Here is a 23,408-nt window from a genome sequence, read left to right on the forward strand (position 1 = left end):
GTCACATAGTGTATGAACGCCTTCCTCGCCATGATGGGCTCGATTTCGTTTTTCGCGGGCACTCTCGGTCAAACTCCCCCGACGGGAAGTCCGGGCCAATTCATCGCGCCGAAGCCCCGAGTCGTGCCGATTAAGATCACGATCCGTCACGCCGACCCTTGGTTTGTCGTGAACATGCTGCAGGGCATCCAAGTGCAGTTTCCCGAACTGAGCACGCTGGGAATTCCGGGTCTGCTAAATCCACCCGCTGGACAGGGACTTGCCCTCTTCCCAGGCAAGTTCATCGTGAACCCCACCGATAACTCGATCTGGTACTACCCTGAGCAGAAGTAGGGATTGCTCTTACTGGTGATACTGGTCGCCGTTTGAGTTCTCGACCTCGTTTTGAATCCGGTCGGCCTTACCCTGGTCGATCGGTTTGTCTTCGAGGGTCTCACAACCCGCCAAGATCGGCGCTATGAGCGCAGCCAGGATGATGAGCCGGGAAAAAAATCGGTGCATATCAGATACTCCTAGCATTATTCTTGCCACATGGCGACTATCCGTTAGGCTAAGGCGTCTTTTCCCGAAGATGGCACTCCTTGCCCCGCACCACGAAAATCCAAGTCTGCAGTGTCCCCGCTGCCAATCCCCGATCCGTGAAGAGCGCTCCCATTATCGTTGTGAGATTTGTGGGATCGTTGCGGCTTGCTGCGAAGGGGAATGCGCCCAGCCGCTATCCCCCGCGCTCATGGGCAACGGACTATCTGAGACTCCCGCAGAGCCGTCATAATCCGGCTTCAATGTCCGTACGGATAGAACCGCTTTCGACTGAAACCATCGCCGGGGCCATCGCCCTCCAGCGCGAGTGCTATCCGTTGCCTTTTCCGGCAGAACTCCTATGGCAGCCGGAGCACCTTGCCCAGCACATCAAGGTCTTCCCCATGGGACAATTCGTCGCCATGAGCGATGAAACCGTCGTCGGCAGTTCCAGCACCCTAATCATCTCCGAAGAGAATTGGCTGAGCCGGTCGGACTGGGAGACCACCACCGGCGGCCACTTCATGAAGAACCACGATCCAAACGGAAAGACCCTTTATGGAATGGACATCAGCGTCCATCCTGACTTTCGTGGGATTGGCGTTGGCAAAGCTCTCTATCAAGTACGTTTTGACCTGGTGCAGAGTCTTGGCCTGACCCGATTCGGAACCGCTTGCCGTATTCCTGGATTGAGGCGATGGCTGGATGCGAACTACGGAGACGCCCTGAGTTATTGTTTGATGGTGGCAAACGGCGAGTTGACCGACCGCACCTTAACACCGCTCCTTCGATACGGACTAAGATTTGTACACGTGATCGAGAATTACATGGACGACGAGGAATCCTGCAACTGCACAGCCTTATTGGAGTGGGATAGATGAAAGTAGCTGCCGTCAACTGGGAGATCCGGCAGTTACGCGATGAGCAGGGGTTCTTTAACCACCTCTTTGAGTTGATTCGCCGATGCGCCGACAAGGGGGCGGACCTTGCCGTATTGCCTGAGTCGGTAGTGCTAGAACTCTGTAGCTTGCGCCCTGATTTGCAGGGCCCGTCGATGATCGATTGGCTATTGCAATTCGCCGAACCGTTCGAGCGAATGCTCATCCAACTTGCAGGAAACCACAACATTGGCATCGTTGGAGGCTCTCACTTTGCCTTGCGTGACGGCAAGCCCCACAACGTGAGTCTGTACGTGCCTAAGGAGGCTCCTGAAACCGCGATTGCCATCCCCAAAGTTTTCATGACGCAGTTTGAGGGTGTGGAATGGGGAGTGGTCGGTGGGTCAGCAGTGCCGAATACGCTTGATCCGAAAATCGGTGTTTCCATCTGCTATGACTCGGAGTTCCCGGAAGCGGTGCGTCCGATCTGCGAAGCAGGGGCCCTGCTTCTTTGCGTACCCGCTTATACCGAAACCATCCGGGGGTTCCAGCGCGTACGCTGGTGCTGCCACGCTCGGGCTGTGGAGAATCAGATTTATGTGGTGCACGCCTCGCTTGTGGGGGCGCTGGGTCGAGAGCCGATCCCCCGAACGCACGGAAGCTCCGCGATTCTGACGCCCTCGATTGAACTGTTCCCAGAGTCGGCGGTGCTGGCGGAGACGCCGTTTAATGTGGAAGCTGTGGCGGTAGCAGACCTTGACTTTGAGATCCTTTTGGATGCACGGACCAAGGGCGATGTGCGGAATTGGGAGGATTGGCAGAGCAGTAAGGGTTGTTAGACGTAAAGGTTGTAAAGGGTAAGGGTTGTAAGGGTTGTAAGGATCGTGAGGCCCAACACTCAACACCAACCTCCTCCCGTCCCCGATTCATCATTCATCGTTCCTCACTCATCGCATCTCATTCATCACCTCTCTCTCGCCTTCCCTGCCATAATCCTCCCGTGCCCAACTACTCCGAGCTTGTCCCGGCCCTTGAAGACCTGATGCGACGGGCAGGCCAGATCGCCCGAGAAGCTCGCCAAAAGCTGGACACCCGCCTCAAATCGGACGGCAGCGTCGTCACCAATGCCGACGTCATGGTTGACGAACTCCTATGTTCCGAGCTGCCGAAGCTGGTCGGTAAGACTGGATGTTGGGGCGAAGAGTCCGGCTTTAATCCTCCAGGCGTGAACGGTCTGTGGGCGTTTGACCCGGTCGACGGCACTTCAAATTTTGCATTCGGATCACCGCTTTGGGGGATCAGCGTGGCCCTGGTGCAAGGCGAGGACATCCCCATCGCAAGCGTTTACTTGCCCGATTTTGACGAGATGTACACTAGTGTGCAAGGACATGGGGCCGTGTGCAATGGCAAACCGCTTGGACCGATCCCACAGGGCAAAATCAAGAAGCACGAGATCGTCAGCTACTGCTACAACGTCGTCAAAAACTACCCCGAGGTGCTCTGGCCTGGCAAAATGCGCTGCAACGGAGCGTTCGTTGTTGAGGGCGCGTGGGTGGCTCAACAACGAATGCGGGCGATGGTCGGCATTCGGGAAAAGCTTTACGATATTGCCGGAATTGTAGGGGTTTGTCGAGAGCAGAATGCACAAATCCGGTATGCCGACGGTTCGCCTTTTTCCCTGGCCGAACTCATCGCCGATGTAAAAGTGACGAAGGCTTGGTTGATCTTCCCTGAGGGTGAAGACTTCACTGTGCCTACTCCTTAATCAATCCCGACTCGTTCACAAAAAGATAGTGGTGCTGGCATCCTAGCTTGATCTTTCACGCGGAGTTCGCAGAGAACGCAGAGTTTTGGATGAGGTCACAGCGAACCTATTGCGAGAACTTCTACCAACTTTGCGCCCTTAGTCACTTAGCGAACTTTGCGTAAAATCCCCAGCCACAACCGACCGCATCACGGCTTTCAATTCATCTGGACTGACGTTATCCGCAGCATCCCTCGCTGGCTGAGCAAAGCGTATCTCCCCTGTCGTGTCGATCACGAACGTGCCGCCAAGCTGCCAAGGATTGCTGGAGGGTTTTGCCGCGCTATTGCCCCGCAGCATCGCCGCTATCCCCTTCCGAAAAGTGTGGATGTTGAATATCTGCCCAAACTTGCCCTCTTTCACATCAAACGCATGGTAGAGTTCTCGGTCAGGATCGCAGATGAACCGGTGAGGCGACTTCATCAACTCTTTCACCTCCGCTGCTTGATCCGGGTTTCCCATCGTCGCAAAGGCGATATTCAAGCCGTTGAGGGGACCGAGCTTGCGCATGTGGTCACGGCAGAAGACGCATCCGAAGTGGCGCACAAAAACCAGAGCAAGAGGCGCGTCGGAATATAGACTTGCAAGGCTGACTTCGTCGCCGGTTGAGAGTTTGACCAGGGCATCAGGTGCTTTCATGTTTTGCCTATGCCTCAATCCGCGCCAACCGCACCTCTTCGATCGCGTTCTCAAGGGTCTCTACCAAGCGCTGAGCCGCAGCAAGCGGGTCGCCCGTATAAGGCCAAATCAAATTCTCTCGAGTGAGGTAGCTCTCTCGGTTCTTCTTGCCCATGATGCTAAAGGCCATTGCAGGAATCTTCTCACGATGTCGGAACCAGACCGCGACCCGTCCCCCCCGAGCCTCCATCTTGTCGATCCACAGGCTATGGGCGCGAACGCGAACATGCATGACGGCAAGGGCGTTCGCGACTTCTTCTGGCAAATGCCCGTAACGATCTACGATCTCGGCGCGGGTTTCTCCCAAAGCATCGAGATCGCGAACGCTCATCATTCGCTGATATATGTATAGCCTTTGAGCTTGGTCTTTAATATAACTCTCGGGGATAAGTGCGGAGATGGGGAGGTCGAGGGACGGCAGCGGCTCTGCTGCACTCAGCGAATCGCCCTCCAGTTCCTGAAGCTTTTGCTTCGAAATCTCCCCTTCCGAAAGCGCCTTCATCAACGACACCTGTTCGCTGATAAGCTGGCTATAAAGCTCATATCCAACCGAAGCCATCGCCCCGTGCTGCTTGGCCCCGAGCAACTCTCCTGCGCCACGTATTTGGAGGTCGCGGAATGCAAGCGAATACCCCGATCCGAGCGTACTGAACTCCTGCAAAGCCTGGAGCCGCTGCATAGCAATATCGGCAACTACTTTGTTTGATTCATACAGCAGATAGGCGTAGGCCTGCCTGTCCGACCTTCCGACCCGTCCGCGCAACTGATAGAGCTGAGAAAGCCCAAAGCGGTCGGCATTCTCGACGATGAGAGTGTTGACGTTGGCGATGTCGATCCCGTTCTCGACGATCGTGGTCGAGAGAAGAATATCGATCTCCCCTTTGATGAACCCGATCATGACCGGCTCAATCTCTTTTTCGCCCATCTGTCCGTGAGCGACGGCGATGCTGGCGTTCGGGACGATCTTACGCAGCTTTTCGGCGATGTGAAAGATGCCGTTAACCCGGTTGTAGACGTAAAAAACCTGCCCGCCACGAGAGAGTTCTCGAAGCAAGGCCTCTCGGACAACCTCCGACGCGTACGGGCGAACGAACGTGCGAACTGGCAACCGTCCTGGTGGGGGATCGTTGATGAGTGACATCTGCCGGATGTCCATCAACGCCATGCTTAGGGTTCGGGGAATTGGAGTCGCCGACATGGAAAGCACATCCACCGCTGTGCGGAGCTTCTTCAAAACCTCCTTTTGCTTGACACCGAACTTTTGCTCTTCGTCGATGACAACCATGCCAAGGTCTTTGAAAGCGACTTCGGCGCTTAAGATTGCATGGGTGCCGATGATGAGGTCCACTTTCCCGCGCTCAAGATCGCTCAGAATCTGCCGTCGGTCGTTCGCATGCGTGAAGCGATTTAGGAGAGCCAGCCGGACCCCAAACGGCCCCATCCGCTCCAGAAAGTTGCGGTAGTGCTGCTCAGAAAGGATGGTGGTGGGGCACAGAACAGCAACCTGACGCCCGGCTTGCACAACCTTGAAAGCGGCCCGGATCGCAACTTCGGTTTTGCCGAAGCCCACATCGCCGCAGACCAGCCGATCCATCGGATAGTCGGTTGTTAGGTCTCGTTTGACGTCTCGGATGGCTCCGAGTTGGGATGGTGTTTCGACCCAGGGAAACGTGGCCTCCATTTCACTTTGCCAGGGGGTGTCCGGTCCAAAGCTCGGGCGCTGAACGGTTTTCCGTTCGGCGTAAAGCTTGACCAGGTCCTGGGCAAACGCTTTCGCGTCCTCTCTCGCCTTCGAGATCGTTTTTTGCCATTCTCCGCCGGTGAGGCGGTAGATTTTCGGCGCGGCATCGCCGGGATTGAGGTACTTCTGCACGCGGTCGAGCTGGTCAGCAGGCACATACAGCTTGTCCGGAGGTGAGTACTCGATGTAGAGGTATTCCTTTTCTTGGCCATCGACGATCCGCTTGACCAAACCTTGATAAACGCCGATGCCGTACTGGATGTGCACGACGTAGTCGCCGGGCTTGAGGTCGAGAACGGTGGCAATAGGAGCGCCTTCAAGGAATCTCTTTTGGGGGAGCTTCAGCCGTCCGACACCAAAGAGTTCTGCATCCGTTACGAAGACGAGCTTCTCGCTTTGCAATGCAAATCCACCCGCGAGGTTGCCAGTCGATAGGTAATACCCGGGTTTGATCTTGTCTTCGGGAATCGAATCCCCGACGAAAATCTCGACCTGGTTCAGCATCGACGTTGCGCGACTTGGCTGATCGGTGCAGAACACGACCGAAAGCTTTTGATCTCCCCAAGTTTTAAGGGTCTTGGCAAAGGAGTCGGGCCGGGCACGGCAAGGCTCTAGCGATGCGATCTCCAGATCGAACTCCTTCCCTGCTTCCAGCCAACTGGGGATGGCGTTCATCGCCGTCACGTTCCAGATTCGATCGTGGTTTGAGATGTGCTCGGGGGGGAGCATGAAGTCGAGCACGGTGCTGTGCAGAATCTCTCCGCGCTCTGCGCGGGCCTTGAGCGCCTGCGCCAGGTCTTCTTCGGACTTTGTGATGAGGCCCTCAAGCTCAAGCGGCTCATCGAGGAGCAAGAGGCCTCCCGACCCGAGAAGGTCAACGGCACAACCTGAATCGGGGAAGATGAGCGGTCGATACAGGTCCAGCCGATCGAAGTATCTTCGGTGAACGATGGAATCGGCATCCTCGGCGATCAGAGAGCGCAGGCGCTCCGCCGACGTCTCCTCAAGCTGTCCAGATTCCACATCCATCGAGCGGATGAGCATGTCGCGAAAGTCGGCGACATCGTCGGGAAAAACGGTCTCACGCGAAGGATTGAGGGAAATCCCTTTCAGTTGCCCGACCGACCGCTGCGTGGTCGGATCGAAACTACGGAGGCTCTCCACCTCGTCGCCGAAGAACTCCACGCGGACGGGCAGGTCTTGCCCGGTGGCGTACACGTCCACAATGCCACCGCGCTTGCTGTACTGCCCCGGCAGACGCACGGGCTCTTGATGCTCATAACCCAGCCTTTTGAGGCGGCTCACGAGCTTATCCGGGTCCATCTCTCCTCCTGGCCTTAGCTCAAGATGGAGATCCTGAAGGAGGTCGGCGGGAAGGGTCCTCTCCAGGGCGGAGGGGGCCGTGGCAATCACGATCACCGGATCGTCGTCGGCAAGGGCGCGAACAGCCCCCAGCCGCTCCGAGAGGGCGATATGCTCGGGCGCGGCATCCTCAAAGAGCGCAGAGGTTCCGCTTGGGAGCTGCTTGATTTGGGATTCGGCAATGCCAGCAAGAACCAGCTTGGCCTGCCATTTGAGGCATTTTTCGTAGGTGCTGGTCAACACCAACACTTTACTAGGAGCCCTAAGAAACTGAGCAGCGAGCAGGACCGCACGCGCCTCGTCGGCCACGGACTGCCATGTCGAGGAAGCGTTTAAAGACTCAAATGCCGGTTTGAGCGCCGAGAGATCGGGGAGGCGTTTTGCCCAGTCCGAAAAGCGCATCTGTGTGGGGAGTGTACCGGGTTCTGTTGGGGTTAGACGGGACGATGTGAAAAGGTTTGTCAGGTGGTTGGCAGGTAGTCGGCAGGTGGTTGGCACGTTGTCTGCATGTAGTCGGCACGTTGGTTTCAGGTTGTGCTCCGAAGTGGACAACTCATTATAAAAAGTCAACTTGCCAACCACCTGCCGACCACTTGATAACAACCTGCCGACTACTTGCCAACTACTTGCCAACCCTCCCAAAAAGTCCCTTGCAATCATCGGCCCGACCGGGTATAAATATGCCCTTCGCGAGCGGGAATAGCTCAGTGGTAGAGCATCTCGTTGCCAACGAGAGGGTCGAGAGTTCGAATCTCTTTTCCCGCTCCAGTTTTTCTTCTGGACGCCCGCGAAATCTTCCAAAGCAACCCTAAGAAGCTCTCCGCTTCACTACAGGGACCTTTGCAACCTCAACCGCCTTCGTCGCATACTAATCGGAACATGTCGAAGAAAGCGCGTCCCTCCGGCAGCGCCGAAAAAGTCTCCATTCGATTGGATTACGTGAAGACTCCGCCAGGGCTGATCATCGACAGCCTGAGCATTACGGGAGATCGCATCAGCATCTTCGGCGATCCATTTCAAGCATCCTTGCCCAAACCAGGAGAGGTCGTCGCCCGAATCTCGCAGGACTCTATCGCCCACTTCCTCGGCTATCGTGACCTTGGCAAAGTCGAGGAGTTGACGATCAGCTTCAGTCCGGGAGTGATCGATATTGAGGCTGTCGTACGCGTTGGCGTATCAATCTCCGTGGAAGTGCAATGCGGACTAAAGGTAGAGAGCGGTACGAAGGTGATGGCCTACGTGAAGTCAGCGAAGGCGCTGGGGCTCGCACCGACCGGGGTGGTGCAGAAGATTATCGACGATATCAATCCGCTGTTTGAGACTTCGATGATCCCCATTCCTGTGACCCTAACAGAAGTGGAAGTGATGCACGAGGCGGTCGAACTGCGGGGAACGTTTGATCTGCCAGAGTCGATTGTTGGAGGATAGAGCAAGGCTTCGTATCGGAGCAGAGCAGTCCCGACCCGTACCTTAACGGCGGGTATATTCAATCTCCCCTGGGCGAGTGGCGAAATTGGTAGACGCGCTGGATTTAGGTTCCAGTCCTTCACGGGGTGAGAGTTCGAGTCTCTCCTTGCCCACCATCTGTTCTTTCAGCTTGAGCCCTGAAGATTCCTTGAAGATATCTGCTCCCTGCGACTAACTGCTCCCCTTCTTAATCCTCAGCTCTTCGAGCAATTCGTGAAGGATTTGGCCCATGTCTTGAACGGTGTTGGGCTTAAGCACCAACTTCCGAATGCCAAGATCGTTCGTTTGCTCGATGTCCTCGGGGCGGATGTAGCCGGTCACCATAATGACCGGAACGTCAGGGCGGACGGCTAGCAGTTGGCGAACGAATTCGGGGCCGTCGATGTGTGGCATCGACATATCCGTCACCACAATTTCGAAGCGCTGCGTATCGGAAAGGAAGACCTTCAGGGCCTCTTGTGGATCGGTAAAGCCCGCGACCTCATAGTTCAGCCGACGCAACATTCGGGTGACCATCAAAACGAGAGCTTCGTCGTCATCGACATACATGATGCTCTCGCCATTACCACGGAAAACTCGGTCGTCATTTGCGCTGCTCGCCGGAGCCGACGACTCCATCGCGGGCAGGTAGATGCGGAACATCGTCCCTCTGTCGGGTTCGCTGTATGCCGTGATGGCCCCGCCATGCCGCTCAACGATGCCATAGACCACTGAAAGCCCAAGACCTGTGCCCTCGCCATTGCCCTTTGTCGTAAAGAACGGCTCAAAGATGCGCTGTAGAGTTTGGCTGTCCATACCCTTGCCCGTGTCGCTCACGGAGATGCGCACAAACCGTCCGGGGGTCAGGTTCGGGAACGTTCCCGCAGCCACTTCGTCGAGGGTAATCACCGTTCCGCGAATCTCCAGTTTGCCGCCACGATCACGCAAGGCGTGGAAGGCGTTGACACCGAGGTTCATCATCACCTGATGCAATTCGGTGGAGTCGCCAAGGATTGCTGGCATGTCGGGGTCGAATTGGATGTCGATCTCAATGTTGTTCGGTTTCGTTGCCTTCAAGAACTGAATCGTCTCTTGGATCACCGCCTCAACATTGACCTGCTCGTTCTTCGGAGCTTCCGAGCGGCTCATTCTTAGAATCTGGCGGACCACCGAAGCTCCCCTTGCGGAAGCTTTCTCGATCTCAGAAAGATCGCGTTGAACGGGATGGTCGAACTCAAGTTCATCTTGAGCAAGCTTTACGTTGCCGACAATCGCGGTGAGAACGTTATTAAAGTCATGGGCGATGCCACCCGCAAGCGTGCCCATCGCTTCCATTTTCTGAGCAAGTCTCAGGCGCTCTTCCAGCTTTTTCTGATCGCTGATATCGCGAACCATCTTCGAAAAACAGACGACCTCTCCATCCTCGCCAAAGACGGGAGAAATCGTCGCTGAAACGAAGAGCGGTTGGCCTGACTTATTCAATCGAACCGTTTCAAAGCGTTCTCGTCGCTCTCCACGGACCATCAATTCCAGTTCTTCCTTAATCTCGTTCTTCCGGTCTTCGGGCACGAGTAGTTCGACGGGTTGACCGATCATTTCCTGTGCCGAGTAACCAAACACCGACTCTGCTGCGGCATTCCAAGCGGTAATGACTCCATCCAAACTGACCGTGATAATGGCCTCCGACGACGACTCAACGACCGCTCCGTAGAGCTTCTCCATCTCGTACATGTTGCGCAGAGAGGTCGTCTTATCGCGGATATCCGCCATCATCGAATCGAAGGATTGGGCGAGAACCCCGATCTCACCTGCCGCTGAAGTTGGCACTTCCAGGGTTTCTTCACCATCAAAATGTTCCACTGCCGCAGTTAGCTGCTCCAGAGGTTTGATCTGGGATCGGGCGATGAGGACAGCAAAGAGGACGGCTATCACAACAGCCGCGAAACCTCCGAACATGCCAGCCTTCCGCACTGCATCGGCTGGGGCCATGACGATGGATCGGGGCATTGTTTGAATAATCGCGACAAACTTCTTGTCCATCAGTTGAACGGTCGAAGCAACGACGTAAAGTTGATCCGGGCCAGAGCCCATCGTGGCGTAAGCAATATCCTCTCCCGAAGCAAAAGCGCTTGTAAAGGACGGGAAGTCCTCTTGCCAGGTTGAGTCCTTGCCCAGATCAGACGCAAACTCTCGGTCCTTTTGTGGGTGGATCAAATAGTTGCCTTGACTATCGACCGCATAGAGTGTTGCCCCAACAGCCGCCATTGATCGAATGCGCTCCAGCACGATGCGCATATCGATACTGATCACCAGGATTGCAAAGACTTTGCCGCTTGGCAAATGTACAGGGGTGCACACTCGCATGATGGGGACGTGCGGGACTTCCACCTTGCCTTGTTCACGATTCAATTCAACTGGTGAGACATAGGTTTCGCCATTCTGAAGCTCCAATGTACGGGCAAAATAGGATCGGCTTCCTTTTTCTTGGAGTCCATCCGATTGGACAATACGGATGCTGCCTTCCTGCCCACCACGATCCACGCGGACGAGCTCTTTTCCTCCGTTGGCGACACCAATCAGACGAAATTGATAGTACGAGGGGCGAGCTTTCAGGCTTGCAGCGAGATTGTTCGCAAGTACCCGTTTCCACTCTTCAAGGGTCTCCCCAGCGACTGAATCTATCCCACCACCGACGGTTGCGCGAATGATTCCTTCGACAGCTTCCGAGCCTCGAACGGAGATGATCTCGGCCTGCGTATCCTCGGTAAAAGAAGTAAATTGTGCAGTGCGCCGACGAGTAAGCGTCTCTAGACGCTCCATTTCGGTTGGAATGATCACACTCTCAAGGTTGCGATACGAGAGATAGCCCACGGACAACGCTGTAAACGCCACCAGGAATACCGAAGCTATGATCAACCTCGTTGATAAACCCATATTTGGTTTGCGGAATCTCCAGACCATGCCTTCCCCTCATGAACCGGGACTGTTACGCGATTAAAATTACTTTCAAGCGAATCTTAAGGCAACTCGCTACAACTTGCGAACGAACAATCAAATCCAATCGGTAGCTTACTATACGATTGCAAACATCGGGAAGCATCGTAATCCAGTTTTATGTCAAAAATGGAGCAACTTATTTAGCTCGAAAATGCCGTTTCCTTCTCACTCAGAATCCGCTTTTCAGCTTATTTAATTCACGCGCAGAGCACGGGTTGACGTATAGGTTTGCCCGAACATGTCGGTTGTGCGTACGTGAATCGGATATACCCCGGGCGGGACTGTGCGTCCAAGCTTAATCTTCCAAAGATGGGTTGAGTTTGCAGCCGCTGGCAAGGCCCGATATGGGGGCTTCAACTCCTTGTCTCGCGCGCTCATCTTTACGAATTCGGGATCGGGTTCCAACGCTTTATCCATCGGCAGCCACAACCCACCAGCAAAGCTCATTTCTACCTTCGACCTTTCCGATCCGCCGAACACGTTCACATAGAGTTCGAACGACTGCACGTCCTCCGCTTTCATTTCATCCGGCGCGTAGATGTTCATCTGATAATTGGGGAGCTTGCCGGCTACGCGGTACTGAATCGAATACTGATTTCCATCGAACGAGAAAATTGAATAACCGATGGGCCCGCCATCGCGCATCGTCGAGTGTGGCACTCCAAACTCGTTGGGAGCGCCGGACCACCAACTGCCACACGTTGTGACGCTCACGACGTGATGGTGCGGCTTGGAACCCTTCCACCCCTCTTTCTCAGTGATAAATCGGTGCTCTTGGGTGTGTGTATGCGCCGATACTGAAAGGCAATAGGGACGCTTCTCGAGGATTCGATAGAGCTCCTCCCGGTCCACCATGTCCGTCATCGGAATGTGCATCATCACCACAACAAGCTGGTTGGATGGGACAAACTTGAGGTCCTGACGGAGCCATTCAAGCTGCTCGGCGCCAAGGCCGCCCTTATAGCTTCCCCGGTTGTTGGTTGAATTCTCCGCCCCCGTCCACAACACGTTGTCGAGGCTCACAAAGTGGGTTGGGCCGCTGTCGAACGAGTAGTACGACGGACCGAATGTTTTCTCCCAAAACTCATCCGAATACTTGTCGTTCTTCGCGTCGTAGTTGATGTCGTGGTTGCCCAGCACGTAGTACCAAGGAATGCCGATCAGGCCGATGGTCTTGACCAGCGGCATGGTCACCGAAAGATCGTCGAACACGATATCCCCGAGTGTCACCCCGAAGGAACTCCCCTCGGTATGCCCGATCAACGGGTCGATAATCTGGCGTGAAAGATAGTTGACTTCGCGCAAATCTCTGGGCTGCGTGTCGCCAAAGAAGATCGCAGAAAACTTATCGCTCTCCTTCTGTTGGTGAAGAGGAAAGTCGATCGACGCGGGAAGCGGCCCGCTTGGGGCAACGCCCTCGAATCTCAACTTTGGCGAACCGTCCGGCTTGTGAATGTAATAAAACCGCGGGACGTTGTCTTCATCGACAGGCGTCATCCAGCCCTTAGGCTTCACCACAAAAAACGTTGTATCGTTCGTGTGCCCTAGCGTCCATTTGCCACTACGATCGGTGGCAACCACTTCCCGCATGTTCGAGACGCGTACATTAGGGATACCTGGCTCACCCCCGTCCTTCTTGCCATTTCCGTTCCTATCGTCAAAGACGAATCCGGTCGCCGTCCCAACGTAAGCCTCGGGGGCGGGAACTTGAGCAGGGATGAGCCCATGAATGGAGAGGGCAAGCAGTGCAGCCGAGGTGATCATAGATAAAAGCATACACCGCAACAACGTCAAGGGGGTGTTAACCCAAACGACGGCGGCTTAGGCTTCGTTCAAGGAGCTAAAGATTCGGCTGCGCAAATCTTCGGGAATGGATTCTTCGTTGAGCTTATCCTTGACCAGCTTGAGCATCGACTGTTCGAAGCTGAATAGCGATGCACAATGCCCGCAAGCATCGAGATGGTGCTGGACGAGTGCAGACTCTTCGCTGTCGAGCTCCCTATCTAAGTAGGGCATCAGGAAGGCAAGAACTTCCTCGCAACTAAGCATCCTCTCAGACATGGGCGCCACCTCCAACGATTCCTCGGGCTTTGGCGAACTCCCACAGTTCGGCTTGGAGGGCTTTTCGTCCACGGTGGAGTCGGGACCGGACTGTCCCCACCGGGATATCAAGCGTTGCAGCAATCTCTTCATAACTCATGTCGCCCAGAAAGAAAAGCATACAGGCCATCCGAAACTCTTCGGGAAGCGATTCTAAAGCCTTTTTGACGTGTTCCGCTTCGATCGAGTCGAAAAGCTCCCGCGCAGGATCGGCTCCTTCTAAATGAACTCCCGCTTGGGCGGCGTTCACGTATAGGTAAGCGTCTTGGACGTCAGCGATGTCAACTGTCTGGACTTGCTTTCTCGTTCTGGTTCGATAAAACTCGTTAGTCAGAATCTTGAAGAACCAGGCACGGAAATTGGTTCCCAGCTTGAACCCTTCGCGTCCTTTAAAAGCAGCAAGCGTGGCGTCTTGGAGAAGGTCGGCTGCTTCATCTGCGTTGCCGCTAACAAGCCGCAACGCATAGCGATACGCCTTTTCAAGCTCAGGCTGAAGCAAATTCTCGAACGCGCCTTTATCCAAATCTCACTCCAAAACAAACTGATGACACTTGATGGAGTTATTGTACGTTATCGAAGCTACTGGGCAAGCCCAGCCAGGACGGACGACGTACTATTTGCCAATTGGCGGGTCGGGACACGCTTCCGATCCGCCATAATTTAAGCCTATTGTGAGTTGCTCAAACCCGTTTGCCGACGTCAAGGCCGTGTATTTCGATCTCGACGACACCCTGTGCGCTTATTGGATCGCCTCCAAAGCCGCCCTGCGATCAGCATTTGAGCAGCACGGTCCAGACGGCTACACGCCCGAAGAGATGATTGGGCATTGGGCAGGAGCTTTCCGAGATTTCAGCCCTCGAGTCAAACGCACCGATCTTTATGCCGAGTACCTGAAATCTGGCACGAAGACGCGAACCGAACAGATGCGTCTTGCCCTTGAAAGGGTCAGTGTGGACGACACCCCCCGCGCCGAAGCCCTCAGCCACACCTACATGACCTTGCGTGACGCGAATCTTAAGCTCTTTGATGAGTCGCTTGATGTCCTCAACCACCTCTACGGAAGATATCCGCTCGGCTTGATGACCAACGGTCCCGCCGACATCCAGCGGCAAGAGGTCAACACCCTCAACATCGAACGGTTCTTCGACCACATATACATCGAAGGAGAGGTCGGATTTGGCAAGCCCGTGCCCGAGCTTTTCCGCATGGCCGAGCAGGCTGTGGGTTTCCCGCCCGAGCAGATTTTGTTCGTGGGCAACAGCTATCGTCACGACATTGAGCCCGCGATCCTTGCTGGATGGAAAACGTTTTGGGTGCGGCGGGCAAGCGATATCCCGCCCAGCGCACCGGGAATTCATCCCATGCCCGAAGACCGCCCTGAAGGCGCACCCCGGCCCGATCTTGAAGAGAGCAGCCTAACGCCGCTGCTCACCTTGCTATAGGGCATTTCGTTGTGGTTTGAGTGTCTCACCCGAGTAATCCACCGCCCAATCGCCGATAGTCCGAACCACCAAAACCGCCTCCCGAGTACAATAAGCCTAATGTCTTCCGTCGCGCCCACGAGTCTCGAAGGGATCACCTTTGACTCCATCGCAGACAAGGTCTTCAACAACGAGCGAATCTCGGCGGATGAAGCTCTGTTCCTTTTTGAGCACAACAACCCGTTGGATCTGGCGACCCTTGCCAACCATCGAAGGCAGCAGCGGGTCCCTGGGCGCACAGTCACCTACATCATCGGACGGATTCTGAACTACACCAACGTCTGCTGGGTGCGGTGTAAATTCTGCGCTTTCTACAGGGTTCCAGGGCATGATGAGGGCTATCTCCTTCCCGAAGAGGAGATTCTCCAGAAGGTTGGGGACACGGTGGATAAGGGCGGGATTGAGATCCTTTTCCAGGGTGGTCTGAACCCCAAACTCAAGATCGAATACTACGAAGAGATTTTCCGCAAGATTAAGACCGCCTACCCCGGTGTCATCCTCCATGCGCTCTCCCCGGCAGAGATCATTTACATCGCCCACATCTCGAAGCTGACCCTTCACGATTGCCTTGCACGGCTGAAGGATGCGGGCCTACACTCGATTCCGGGTGCGGGCGGAGAGATTTTGGTCGACCGCGTTCGCAAAATTATCGCCCCTTACAAAGACACGACCGACGAATGGCTGGAGTGTATGCGCACGGCGTCTGCCCTTGGCATTCGCAGCACGGCTTCGATGATGTTTGGGCATGTGGAGACGATTGAAGATCGGGTGGAGCACCTTGGGCGCATTCGTGACCTGCAAGATGAGTGCAATCCGTTCCGCGCTTTTATCACCTGGAACTTCCAGCCTGAAGATACTAACCTGCCGATTGCGAAGAAAGCGTCGGGCTGGGATTATCTTAAAACTGTAGCAGTTTCGCGCATTTTCTTAGACAATATCGATAATCTACAGGTGTCTATCCTCACCCAGGGACCGAAGATCGCACAGACCGCGCTGAACTACGGCGCGAACGACTTCGGCTCGATCATGATTGAGGAGAACGTCGTTTCTGCGGCGGGCAATAAGTTCATCCTGAGCGCTGAAGAGTTCGAGCGAGAGATTCGGGATGCGGGCTATGAGCCGCATCGAAGAAACACGCGGTACGAATTGATTTGAGTTTTGTGATCAGTAATCGGTGATCGGTGATCCGATATCCGAAATCCGACAGGAGCGCATGTTGAGTTCATCTGCTGGCAAGACGCTCATCCTGTACAGACCCGTTGGACAGGCCGAACTGGACCTCATCGCACAGTCCGGCTATGCCGCCTTCCCTCCCCGACTCCCGATCCAGCCGATCTTCTACCCTGTCCTCAGCGAGGAGTACGCCATCCAGATCGCTCGCGATTGGAACACAAAGGATGCTGCTTCCGGGTTCGTGGGCTATGTGACGCGGTTTGAGGTGGATGCGGAGTGGGCGGCGCGGTATCCGGTGCAGACTGCCGGGGCTTCCCAGCATCAGGAGCTGTGGATACCTGCGGAGGAGTTGGAGGATTTCAACGCACATATCGTCGGGAAGATCGAAGTCATCCAGCGCTTTTCAAAAGAGGCTTAGGATCTCTCACGGCCCGTCACCCGCGCCTTGTTCACTTCGTGCACCGCCTCCCCATCAAGGGGGAAGAGTTCTCTTTTCGCGGGTTTCTTTGAGATTGCCGCTAAACTCTTGCCGTGGCGTGCAGACACTTTCGCGTGACGGGCTACGTTCAAGGCGTCGGGTTTAGGATGTTCGTTCAAGAGACGGCATTGACGCTCGGGTGTAAAGGAGAAGTCTGGAACTCTCGTGACGGCGCAGTGGAGCTGGTTGCCGAGCACGATATCGAAGCCATCTTGAACGACCTTACGCTTCGGCTTCGCGGTGGTCCCGGCCGGGTGGAATCGGTGCAGGATCTAGGGGTCGTGAGTGGGTTAAGTTTTGAGGGATTCGAGATTGGGCCGAGTCGATAATTTACTTGGCGTCTGGAACGAGGAGAGCTAAACTGATTCCATGCTAACAGCCCTGCTCACTGCACTAGCATTGAACGGAAATGGCTTTCCCCAGTCTGAGGGACTTTTGCTCGTTCCAGCGAGGAGTACTCAAACACTGTACTTCAAGGAGTTCAAGACTCGCGATTATTCACCTGACCGGCTTTCTATTGAGCTTGAAGACGTTGCCTTGGTTCAATGGAACAACATTGTTCTGAGCTGGAATGTAGAGCGTGACACCGATGCGACAATCAAGTTTGAGGTCAGACCTGTATTCTGGGATCAGCGCGGCCCTTATTTCACGCTGGGCACATGGAGTTTGAAGGGGGTGCGTGAGAGTACGAACGGCCAATCGAACACTTTCGGCAAAGTGCAAACGGACATCTTGGTGCTTAACGAGGCGGTCAGAAAAATCGACATACGAATCACGTCGGATAGACCTCTCCTCGCTGCAAACGGGCATCCCTTGATCAAGTCTCTATTTGTCAGCGCCGTCGATTCAAGAACACCAACTCCAGTCCCACAGACTTCGGAAGAGTTCATAAGTAGATATATGAGCCCTGAATCGAGCAAGCCGGGAACAGCCCTAAGGAAGGGCGACCCAATTTTCATCACTTCTGCTGGACCTATGACTTTTGAGGTTACTTTTCGGGAAGCATGGGGCAAGCTCCTTCTTGTCCCCCAGCGCTGCCAAGGCGACTACCCCAACGGCAGCGCCATTTGCAGCCCAACTGCAACATCCATGATCCTCGCTTACTGGGCAAATAAGCTGAACCGTCCAGAGTTGGATGAGGGTGTCGAAAGAGTTTGCGCGGCCGTCAACGACCCGAATTGGCCGGGCACCGGAAATTGGCCCTTTAACACTGCTTATGCCGGGAGCTTCCCAGGAATGCGAGGCTTGGTTGCTCGGCTTGAGAGCAGCGCAACCCTTGAACAACTGATCGCCAAAGGCATCCCGGTCGCATGCTCTGTGAGTTACGATCTTCTGAAAGGTAAGGATAAGCAGGGCAAGAAGGACGGACACCTCGTCGTCTGTGTCGGCTTCACAAAGAACGGCGATCCCATTTTCAATGACCCCGGCAAGCGAATCGTGCGCCAAACCTACGACCGTTGGGCGTTCGAGCGAGCATGGGCTACATCGAATCGTACAACTTATCTCATTTTTCCTGAGTCGCATGACTCAGTCATTAGGCTCATCAGTAACAGGTATTCGGGACCCTAGCCTCAAACTGTCCCACATGCCCTACCGCCCCAAGCCGTAATCTCGGATACTGGGTTCGCTTATGAAAAAGGTCGCCGTTGTCCTTCTCATCGTCGTTGTGGTCATCTGTGGAATTGGGGGATACATGGTGAAGACCATGGGCGCAGCCCAAAAAGCAGCGGCTGAAGCGAAGAAGGGAGTCATCAAAGTTGAACGCGGTGAGATCCTCCGCAAGGTCGTCGAAACCGGAACTGCCGATGCCGTGAAGGCTGTGGAGGTCCGCAGCAGGGCTACAGGCCGACTTCTCAAGATGTATGTCCAAGAGGGCGATATCGTCAAGCAAGGCCAGCTCATCGCCGAGATTGACCCCCAAGAGACTCAGCTTCGCGTCGATCAGGACAACGCCACGCTGTCAGGGGCGCGCAGTTCTATCGCCAGACAGGATATTGAGATAGAGCAGCGTCGGATTACGGCAAAGGCGGCCTACGATACCGCTGTTGCTCGCCTTGCTCAACTTCAAAATGAACTTGTTGCCCAGCCCAAACTCACAAGTGCTGCGATCCGACAGGCAAAGGCAAATTTGGACTCGGCGAAGCAGGGCCACGATCTTCTTCTCAAGTCAACTCAACCCAATGCTCGCACAGAAGCCCAGCGGGCGCTCACCGAAGCTAAAGCAACTTTCGACACCTCCGAGCAGGAATACAAGCGCATCGAAGAGCTGGTTAAGCTGGGATACGTTGCCGGACAGCGGCTCGACACAGCCCGCCAAGAGATCGCCATCGCACGGGTACGGCTACGATCTGCTCAGGATCAATTGGACCGCCTCGACGAGCAGCAAAAGATTGAGCGATCTCGATCCGAAGAATCGATCCGGCAAGCGCAGGCCGAATATGACCGCGCAGTGGTCAACAGCATTCAAGATGTCAACAAGAAGCGAGACGTTGAGCAGGCCCAAGCTGAAGTTGCCCGCGCCAAAGCAGGTCTACGTGACGTCGAGGCCATGCAGCAGTCCAAGAAGGAAACGGCAGCCAACCTGACTCGGCTTAGCAGTGTCCTTCAGGATAGCCAGCGTCAGCTTAACGAAACAAAGATTATCGCTCCGGTGGATGGCGTTGTCGCCAAGCGCTATCTTGAGATCGGCGATCTCGTTACGGGCCTCAGCGGGTTCTCCCAAGGAACGGCGATCTTCCGCATCGAAGACCGCGACTCGATGCGAGTCCGCTTGGAGATCAACGAAATCGACACCGCCCGACTCAAGGTCGGAATGGAGGCCATCGTCACTGTTGACGCCCTCCCCGAGAAGACCTTCAAGGGCACCGTCAAGCGTATCGCTCCTGCCAGTACAAGCCTCGCTGCTGCAGGGCAAGGTGGAGCGGCAGCTAGCGCCGATGCGGTGGTGAAGTACGAGGTTGAGGTCTGGCTGGCCAATAGTGACAGCGCGCTCCGATCCGGAATGTCAGCCAAGTGCACGATGGAAGTTCTCCGACGCGATAATGTCCTGCGCCTGCCCGCCGAATACGTTGGCAAGGATAAAGAAGGTTCGTTCGTCATGCTCAAGGGCACAGGCAAAGATGCCAAGCCTAAACGTACTCCGGTGCAAACTGGCGCTTCGAGTGGAGCCTACATCGAGATTTTGAGCGGGGTCTCTGAAGGAGCCGAAGTCGATCGGCCCAAGTTCACTGGTCCAGAACGACAAGGATTTATGCAGGCGGGTGGAGACGGCGAATAATGGGCTTGTGGCAATCGTTTCTCGTTGCCCTCGACATGCTTCGGACGCATAAGCTGCGTGCGTTGCTCACTATGCTCGGCGTTATCATCGGCGTCTTTTCCGTGACCATCATCGTCATGATCTCGAACGGATTCCAAGCCTACATGAACGGACAGTTCAACCAGTTTGGAGCCGACACCATCTATCTCTTCTTCGATCCCGGCCGACAGCGCGGACAGTCGCTGGGCAGCATTGACGGACTGCGGATGGACGATGTCACCTATTTGCGCGAGCGAATCCCGGCGCTTGATATCATCTCTCCGATGACGGATGGCGGAAAGCTGGAAGCATCTCACGAAGGCGAAAGCCTGGACAAAGCGGCGCTCAAGGGTGTTGACGAGTACTACCTGGAGATGAGCAACTATGAAATCACCCAGGGTCGCTCGATCAACAAAGCCGATCTCGAAAACCTTGCAAACGTCTGTGTCATCGGCGACGAAACCAAGAATCGGCTCTTCAAGGCGGAAAACCCGCTAGGCAAGATCATTACGTTCCGAGGTCTATCGGTAGAAGTCGTTGGCGTGATGAAGAAGCACAGCGCCTTTGGCGACAGCAACGAATTCGATGTCCTCGTGCCGCTGAGCACCTTTCAAAAGAAATGGTCGGGCGATGACCGGGTCATGTTCATCAGCATGCGCCCGAAGGAGGGTGAGAAGGTCAAAGTCGTTATGGATCGAGTTTGGGAGGCGATGATGGCACGCTCAAACAATAAGCGTCTTTACCGCCTCGACTCGAACGAATCGGTTCTTCAAGTTCTCAACGGCATCTTCGGAATGGCTGGCATCATGCTTGCCGGAATCGCGGCGCTTTCACTGCTCGTAGGTGGCATCGGCATCATGAACATCATGCTGGTTTCCGTCACCGAGCGCACCAAGGAGATCGGCCTGCGCAAGGCCATCGGCGCGCGCAGCGGCACCGTCCTCAGCCAGTTCCTCGTCGAATCGGCGACTCTTAGCTTGGTCGGTGGAATTATCGGCATGACCTTCGCGTGGATTTTTGGGCAATTGGTGCAGATCCTCACCGCGTCGTTGAAGTTTCCAACCGAAGAGGGCTTAGCCACGCCCTTCCCCATTACGGCCGCCATCGGGGCTGCTATTTTCTCAGCTTTTATCGGCGTCGTTTTTGGCCTGTATCCCGCTTATCGTGCATCGAGACTTTCACCCATTGACGCGTTGCGGACGGAGTAGACCATGGCAGATTATCCGCATCAACCGTGTAGCCGTGCCTTGTGGGAAAACTGGGTCGAAGAAAATGTCGACCTAATTCTAAAGGCAAACCTACCGCTTGTCGCCGTCTCAAGCCTGGACGAATGGAGTGAGTTTTGCAAGGGGCTCACCGGACAAACCACGCCCTGCGAAATGGTCAAGAGCTGGAACACCAGCAAAGACCAAATCGCCGCCGTGCGGCAACTGATGGAACGAACACCGGAGGGCTGGTTCTAGCCGAACAACATCATGGGACTTTGGCAATCGTTTCTGATCGCGCTCGGAATGCTCCGCCTGCACAAGCTGAGAGCCTTCCTGACCATGCTCGGCGTTATCATCGGCGTCTTTTCTGTGACGATCATCATCATGATCTCAAACGGGTTCCAATACTACGTCACTTACGAATTCAAGAAACTCGGCGCAGACACCATCTTTGTGAGCTACGACGGAGGACGGCGCAGTCAGGGCGGACCGTTTAGCGGAATTGCCGGACTGCGCGACGAGGACCTCCAATATCTCAAGGACCAGGTCCCTTCCATCGACATCCTCGCACCGATGCTCATGGTCCCCAGCCAGAAGGTTCTCTACGAAGATCGCACGCTCGATAATCCGAGGATTTTTGCCTCGGACGACAACTTCCATATCCTCAACAGACTTACGCTCATCAAAGGCAGACATATCTCCGAAACGGACATCCGCAATCGTGCCAACGTTTGCGTGATCGGAGAGGAGGTCATCACTAGGCTTGGGCTCGGCGATAATCCCCTTGGCAAGCTCATCAGTTTTAAGGGCATCACCCTTGAGGTCGTTGGCGTGTACAAGCGCTTCGACATGATGGGGCAGACCAACGCTCGCGACGTCCTCGTCCCCATCACCACCGCCCAAGATAAATGGCTGGGCGGCCGCTACTACAGCATGATCTCGTTCAAACCCAAGCCCGGTTACACCGTCGAAGAGACGATGGACCGAACTTGGGAAGCGCTCATGCGCCGATCCGACAATCGCAAAATCTACCGACTCGATTCACGCGAGTCGATCATGAATATTCTTGGGGGTGTTGTTGGAGCTGCCGGTGTCATCCTGGCGTTGGTTGCCGCCCTTTCGCTGCTCGTCGGTGGCATCGGCATCATGAACATCATGCTGGTCTCCGTCACCGAGCGCACAAAAGAGGTTGGCCTGCGCAAGGCCGTCGGCGCCAAAAGCGGTGCCGTTCTAACCCAGTTCTTGGTCGAATCGGCGACGCTTAGCCTTGTCGGCGGACTGATCGGGATGTTCGGAGCGTGGATGCTGGGGAACTTGGTCACACTGATGACCATCGCCAATAAGTGGCCTTCCGAGAGCGGCCTTGCCATGCCTTTCCCGGTTGTTGCCGGTATCGCGGCGGCGGCGTTCTCTGCGCTCATCGGGGTTGTCTTTGGCTTGTATCCTGCCATTCGTGCGGCTAAGCTGAGCCCGATCGAAGCGCTCAGGACGGACTAAGTTATGGGCGGTAAAGTCCCGCGTCGATACCGTTTCCTTCCCGCGACAAGATTGCTCGCCATCATCATTCGATTGCAAGAAGCTGACGAGCTCACAGAACTCGAAAAGTACAAACTCAACGCGCTTAAACTTGAGCAGGGTATTCGCCTACAGCAAAAAGAAGAAAAGCTCGAACAGCGGATTCGACGGCGATATCGGCCTTACTTGAAGTCAAACGTCTTGCGGCGCGCCGAAGAGATCGGCATCATGTCCGATGATCCTGTCTATCGACTGCTCGGCGAGCTTGCCAACAAACACTATCTCCTCGCCCGGAAGTACCTCACAGCGGCCCAGCGGATCGACTCGGCCAACGCACGGATTCAACTTGAGGCCGCCCAGATCCAACTGGACACCCTACTCATGCCTTCAGAGGTTGATTTACGGCTTTATGACGCGACAACCATGATGCTCAAAATCCTGGAGCGGTCTGAGCCAAAGCAGAAAAGCCAGACACAACAGTCCGACGAAAAGCCCGAATGAGCCGTCAACGATGAAAAGTGGATTTGGTAGCGGCGAGTGGATTTGAACCACCGACCTAACGGGTATGAACCGTGTGCTCTACCACTGAGCTACGCCGCCATCCAGGGAACTGATATTATGCGTCGATTTTAGTATCGGTTGCAAGGGTCCCGATGGTCAGCGGTCGGACATCAGATGTCAGCTATCAGCGGTTAGCTATCAGCAATCAGCAATCCCAAATCCCCAATCCAAA

Annotated in this window: 22 protein-coding genes and 3 tRNA genes; 17 read left to right on the plus strand and 8 right to left on the minus strand. The window is 55.1% G+C overall.

Annotated elements, in window-relative coordinates:
• Nucleotides 1–12: 12 nt before the first annotated feature.
• Nucleotides 13–333, plus strand: coding sequence for a hypothetical protein (locus tag KF784_01235; protein ID MBX3117661.1), 321 nt, complete (start codon nucleotides 13–15; stop codon nucleotides 331–333).
• 9 nt (nucleotides 334–342) lie between these two features.
• On the opposite strand, the gene KF784_01240 is transcribed toward KF784_01235, so the two are convergent.
• Complete coding sequence (locus KF784_01240) at nucleotides 343–501, minus strand: hypothetical protein (GenBank protein ID MBX3117662.1); 159 nt, start codon at nucleotides 499–501, stop codon at nucleotides 343–345.
• Nucleotides 502–782: 281 nt separating this feature from the next.
• Here KF784_01240 and KF784_01245 point away from each other — a divergent pair, with 281 nt between their 5' ends.
• The 3 genes from KF784_01245 (at nucleotide 783) to KF784_01255 (ending at nucleotide 3,162) form a co-directional block, all read left to right on the plus strand.
• On the plus strand, nucleotides 783–1,400 hold the full coding sequence (locus tag KF784_01245) for a GNAT family N-acetyltransferase (protein ID MBX3117663.1): 618 nt from the start codon (nucleotides 783–785) through the stop codon (nucleotides 1,398–1,400).
• Nucleotides 1,397–2,236: a hypothetical protein gene (locus KF784_01250; protein ID MBX3117664.1), complete on the plus strand. Its 840-nt coding sequence runs from the start codon at nucleotides 1,397–1,399 to the stop codon at nucleotides 2,234–2,236. Before KF784_01245 ends, KF784_01250 begins: the two co-directional genes overlap by 4 nt.
• 161 nt (nucleotides 2,237–2,397) lie before the next feature.
• The gene (locus KF784_01255) at nucleotides 2,398–3,162 is read left to right on the plus strand and encodes a hypothetical protein (GenBank protein ID MBX3117665.1); all 765 of its coding nucleotides are present in this window, start codon (nucleotides 2,398–2,400) and stop codon (nucleotides 3,160–3,162) included.
• A 138-nt stretch (nucleotides 3,163–3,300) separates the two neighbouring features.
• On the opposite strand, the gene KF784_01260 is transcribed toward KF784_01255, so the two are convergent.
• Both KF784_01260 and mfd read right to left on the minus strand, forming a co-directional pair.
• On the minus strand, nucleotides 3,301–3,840 hold the full coding sequence (locus KF784_01260) for an AhpC/TSA family protein (protein MBX3117666.1): 540 nt from the start codon (nucleotides 3,838–3,840) through the stop codon (nucleotides 3,301–3,303).
• A gap of 7 nt (nucleotides 3,841–3,847) precedes the next feature.
• A complete protein-coding gene (gene mfd / locus KF784_01265; protein MBX3117667.1) occupies nucleotides 3,848–7,384 on the minus strand; it encodes a transcription-repair coupling factor in 3,537 nt (1,178 codons plus the stop codon).
• A gap of 291 nt (nucleotides 7,385–7,675) precedes the next feature.
• Here mfd and KF784_01270 point away from each other — a divergent pair.
• The 3 genes from KF784_01270 to KF784_01280 all read left to right on the plus strand — a co-directional run bounded on the left by KF784_01270 (nucleotide 7,676) and on the right by KF784_01280 (nucleotide 8,565).
• Nucleotides 7,676–7,750: transfer RNA gene (locus tag KF784_01270), tRNA-Gly, on the plus strand.
• Nucleotides 7,751–7,861: 111 nt separating this feature from the next.
• Nucleotides 7,862–8,410, plus strand: coding sequence for an LmeA family phospholipid-binding protein (locus KF784_01275; GenBank protein ID MBX3117668.1), 549 nt, complete (start codon nucleotides 7,862–7,864; stop codon nucleotides 8,408–8,410).
• Nucleotides 8,411–8,480: 70 nt separating this feature from the next.
• Nucleotides 8,481–8,565 (plus strand) — tRNA-Leu (locus tag KF784_01280).
• 55 nt (nucleotides 8,566–8,620) lie between these two features.
• Here KF784_01280 and KF784_01285 read toward each other — a convergent pair.
• The 4 genes from KF784_01285 to KF784_01300 all read right to left on the minus strand — a co-directional run bounded on the left by KF784_01285 (nucleotide 8,621) and on the right by KF784_01300 (nucleotide 14,048).
• Entirely contained in the window at nucleotides 8,621–11,389 is a 2,769-nt protein-coding gene (locus KF784_01285; protein MBX3117669.1) for a PAS domain S-box protein, read from the minus strand.
• Nucleotides 11,390–11,617: 228 nt separating this feature from the next.
• Nucleotides 11,618–13,189, minus strand: coding sequence for a calcineurin-like phosphoesterase family protein (locus KF784_01290; protein MBX3117670.1), 1,572 nt, complete (start codon nucleotides 13,187–13,189; stop codon nucleotides 11,618–11,620).
• Nucleotides 13,190–13,246: 57 nt separating this feature from the next.
• Entirely contained in the window at nucleotides 13,247–13,486 is a 240-nt protein-coding gene (gene rsrA, locus KF784_01295) for a mycothiol system anti-sigma-R factor (GenBank protein ID MBX3117671.1), read from the minus strand.
• Nucleotides 13,479–14,048 carry a sigma-70 family RNA polymerase sigma factor gene (locus tag KF784_01300; protein ID MBX3117672.1) on the minus strand — a complete coding sequence of 190 codons (570 nt, stop codon included), beginning with the start codon at nucleotides 14,046–14,048 and terminating at the stop codon, nucleotides 13,479–13,481. Before KF784_01300 ends, rsrA begins: the two co-directional genes overlap by 8 nt.
• A 148-nt stretch (nucleotides 14,049–14,196) precedes the next feature.
• On the opposite strand from KF784_01300, the gene KF784_01305 reads away from it, so the two are divergent.
• The 10 genes from KF784_01305 to KF784_01350 all read left to right on the plus strand — a co-directional run bounded on the left by KF784_01305 (nucleotide 14,197) and on the right by KF784_01350 (nucleotide 23,176).
• Entirely contained in the window at nucleotides 14,197–14,967 is a 771-nt protein-coding gene (locus tag KF784_01305; GenBank protein MBX3117673.1) for an HAD family hydrolase, read from the plus strand.
• Between the two features lie 99 nt (nucleotides 14,968–15,066).
• Nucleotides 15,067–16,161, plus strand: coding sequence for a dehypoxanthine futalosine cyclase (gene mqnC, locus KF784_01310; GenBank protein ID MBX3117674.1), 1,095 nt, complete (start codon nucleotides 15,067–15,069; stop codon nucleotides 16,159–16,161).
• Between the two features lie 58 nt (nucleotides 16,162–16,219).
• Nucleotides 16,220–16,597 (plus strand): hypothetical protein, encoded by a 378-nt coding sequence (locus tag KF784_01315; GenBank protein MBX3117675.1) that lies wholly within the window; start codon nucleotides 16,220–16,222, stop codon nucleotides 16,595–16,597.
• Between the two features lie 167 nt (nucleotides 16,598–16,764).
• Nucleotides 16,765–16,986 carry an acylphosphatase gene (locus KF784_01320; GenBank protein MBX3117676.1) on the plus strand — a complete coding sequence of 74 codons (222 nt, stop codon included), beginning with the start codon at nucleotides 16,765–16,767 and terminating at the stop codon, nucleotides 16,984–16,986.
• Between the two features lie 40 nt (nucleotides 16,987–17,026).
• Nucleotides 17,027–18,226 carry a peptidase C39 family protein gene (locus KF784_01325; protein ID MBX3117677.1) on the plus strand — a complete coding sequence of 400 codons (1,200 nt, stop codon included), beginning with the start codon at nucleotides 17,027–17,029 and terminating at the stop codon, nucleotides 18,224–18,226.
• 61 nt (nucleotides 18,227–18,287) lie between these two features.
• Nucleotides 18,288–19,934 carry an efflux RND transporter periplasmic adaptor subunit gene (locus KF784_01330; GenBank protein ID MBX3117678.1) on the plus strand — a complete coding sequence of 549 codons (1,647 nt, stop codon included), beginning with the start codon at nucleotides 18,288–18,290 and terminating at the stop codon, nucleotides 19,932–19,934.
• Complete coding sequence (locus KF784_01335; GenBank protein ID MBX3117679.1) at nucleotides 19,934–21,160, plus strand: ABC transporter permease; 1,227 nt, start codon at nucleotides 19,934–19,936, stop codon at nucleotides 21,158–21,160. The genes KF784_01330 and KF784_01335 overlap by 1 nt, the downstream gene beginning before the upstream one ends.
• A gap of 3 nt (nucleotides 21,161–21,163) precedes the next feature.
• Entirely contained in the window at nucleotides 21,164–21,415 is a 252-nt protein-coding gene (locus tag KF784_01340) for a hypothetical protein (GenBank protein ID MBX3117680.1), read from the plus strand.
• Between the two features lie 12 nt (nucleotides 21,416–21,427).
• Nucleotides 21,428–22,657 (plus strand): ABC transporter permease, encoded by a 1,230-nt coding sequence (locus KF784_01345; GenBank protein ID MBX3117681.1) that lies wholly within the window; start codon nucleotides 21,428–21,430, stop codon nucleotides 22,655–22,657.
• A 3-nt stretch (nucleotides 22,658–22,660) separates the two neighbouring features.
• Nucleotides 22,661–23,176: a hypothetical protein gene (locus KF784_01350; GenBank protein ID MBX3117682.1), complete on the plus strand. Its 516-nt coding sequence runs from the start codon at nucleotides 22,661–22,663 to the stop codon at nucleotides 23,174–23,176.
• A 24-nt stretch (nucleotides 23,177–23,200) separates the two neighbouring features.
• Here the strand turns inward: KF784_01350 and KF784_01355 are convergent.
• A tRNA-Met gene (locus KF784_01355) sits at nucleotides 23,201–23,275 on the minus strand.
• Nucleotides 23,276–23,408: the final 133 nt, after the last annotated feature.

Source organism: Fimbriimonadaceae bacterium (assembly GCA_019638775.1).
Classification (GTDB): domain Bacteria; phylum Armatimonadota; class Fimbriimonadia; order Fimbriimonadales; family Fimbriimonadaceae; genus JAHBTD01.

Bases quoted from the DNA above. Each gene is read 5' to 3' on its own strand.
- KF784_01235 (MBX3117661.1), top strand. From the start codon at position 13: ATGAACGCCTTCCTCGCCATGATGGGCTCGATTTCGTTTTTCGCGGGC.
- KF784_01240 (MBX3117662.1), bottom strand. From the start codon at position 501: ATGCACCGATTTTTTTCCCGGCTCATCATCCTGGCTGCGCTCATAGCG.
- KF784_01245 (MBX3117663.1), top strand. From the start codon at position 783: ATGTCCGTACGGATAGAACCGCTTTCGACTGAAACCATCGCCGGGGCC.
- KF784_01250 (MBX3117664.1), top strand. From the start codon at position 1,397: ATGAAAGTAGCTGCCGTCAACTGGGAGATCCGGCAGTTACGCGATGAG.
- KF784_01260 (MBX3117666.1), bottom strand. From the start codon at position 3,840: ATGAAAGCACCTGATGCCCTGGTCAAACTCTCAACCGGCGACGAAGTC.
- mfd (MBX3117667.1), bottom strand. From the start codon at position 7,384: ATGCGCTTTTCGGACTGGGCAAAACGCCTCCCCGATCTCTCGGCGCTC.
- KF784_01275 (MBX3117668.1), top strand. From the start codon at position 7,862: ATGTCGAAGAAAGCGCGTCCCTCCGGCAGCGCCGAAAAAGTCTCCATT.
- KF784_01285 (MBX3117669.1), bottom strand. From the start codon at position 11,389: ATGGTCTGGAGATTCCGCAAACCAAATATGGGTTTATCAACGAGGTTG.
- KF784_01290 (MBX3117670.1), bottom strand. From the start codon at position 13,189: ATGATCACCTCGGCTGCACTGCTTGCCCTCTCCATTCATGGGCTCATC.
- rsrA (MBX3117671.1), bottom strand. From the start codon at position 13,486: ATGTCTGAGAGGATGCTTAGTTGCGAGGAAGTTCTTGCCTTCCTGATG.
- mqnC (MBX3117674.1), top strand. From the start codon at position 15,067: ATGTCTTCCGTCGCGCCCACGAGTCTCGAAGGGATCACCTTTGACTCC.
- KF784_01315 (MBX3117675.1), top strand. From the start codon at position 16,220: ATGTTGAGTTCATCTGCTGGCAAGACGCTCATCCTGTACAGACCCGTT.
- KF784_01320 (MBX3117676.1), top strand. From the start codon at position 16,765: ATGTTCGTTCAAGAGACGGCATTGACGCTCGGGTGTAAAGGAGAAGTC.
- KF784_01325 (MBX3117677.1), top strand. From the start codon at position 17,027: ATGCTAACAGCCCTGCTCACTGCACTAGCATTGAACGGAAATGGCTTT.
- KF784_01330 (MBX3117678.1), top strand. From the start codon at position 18,288: ATGAAAAAGGTCGCCGTTGTCCTTCTCATCGTCGTTGTGGTCATCTGT.
- KF784_01335 (MBX3117679.1), top strand. From the start codon at position 19,934: ATGGGCTTGTGGCAATCGTTTCTCGTTGCCCTCGACATGCTTCGGACG.
- KF784_01340 (MBX3117680.1), top strand. From the start codon at position 21,164: ATGGCAGATTATCCGCATCAACCGTGTAGCCGTGCCTTGTGGGAAAAC.
- KF784_01345 (MBX3117681.1), top strand. From the start codon at position 21,428: ATGGGACTTTGGCAATCGTTTCTGATCGCGCTCGGAATGCTCCGCCTG.
- KF784_01350 (MBX3117682.1), top strand. From the start codon at position 22,661: ATGGGCGGTAAAGTCCCGCGTCGATACCGTTTCCTTCCCGCGACAAGA.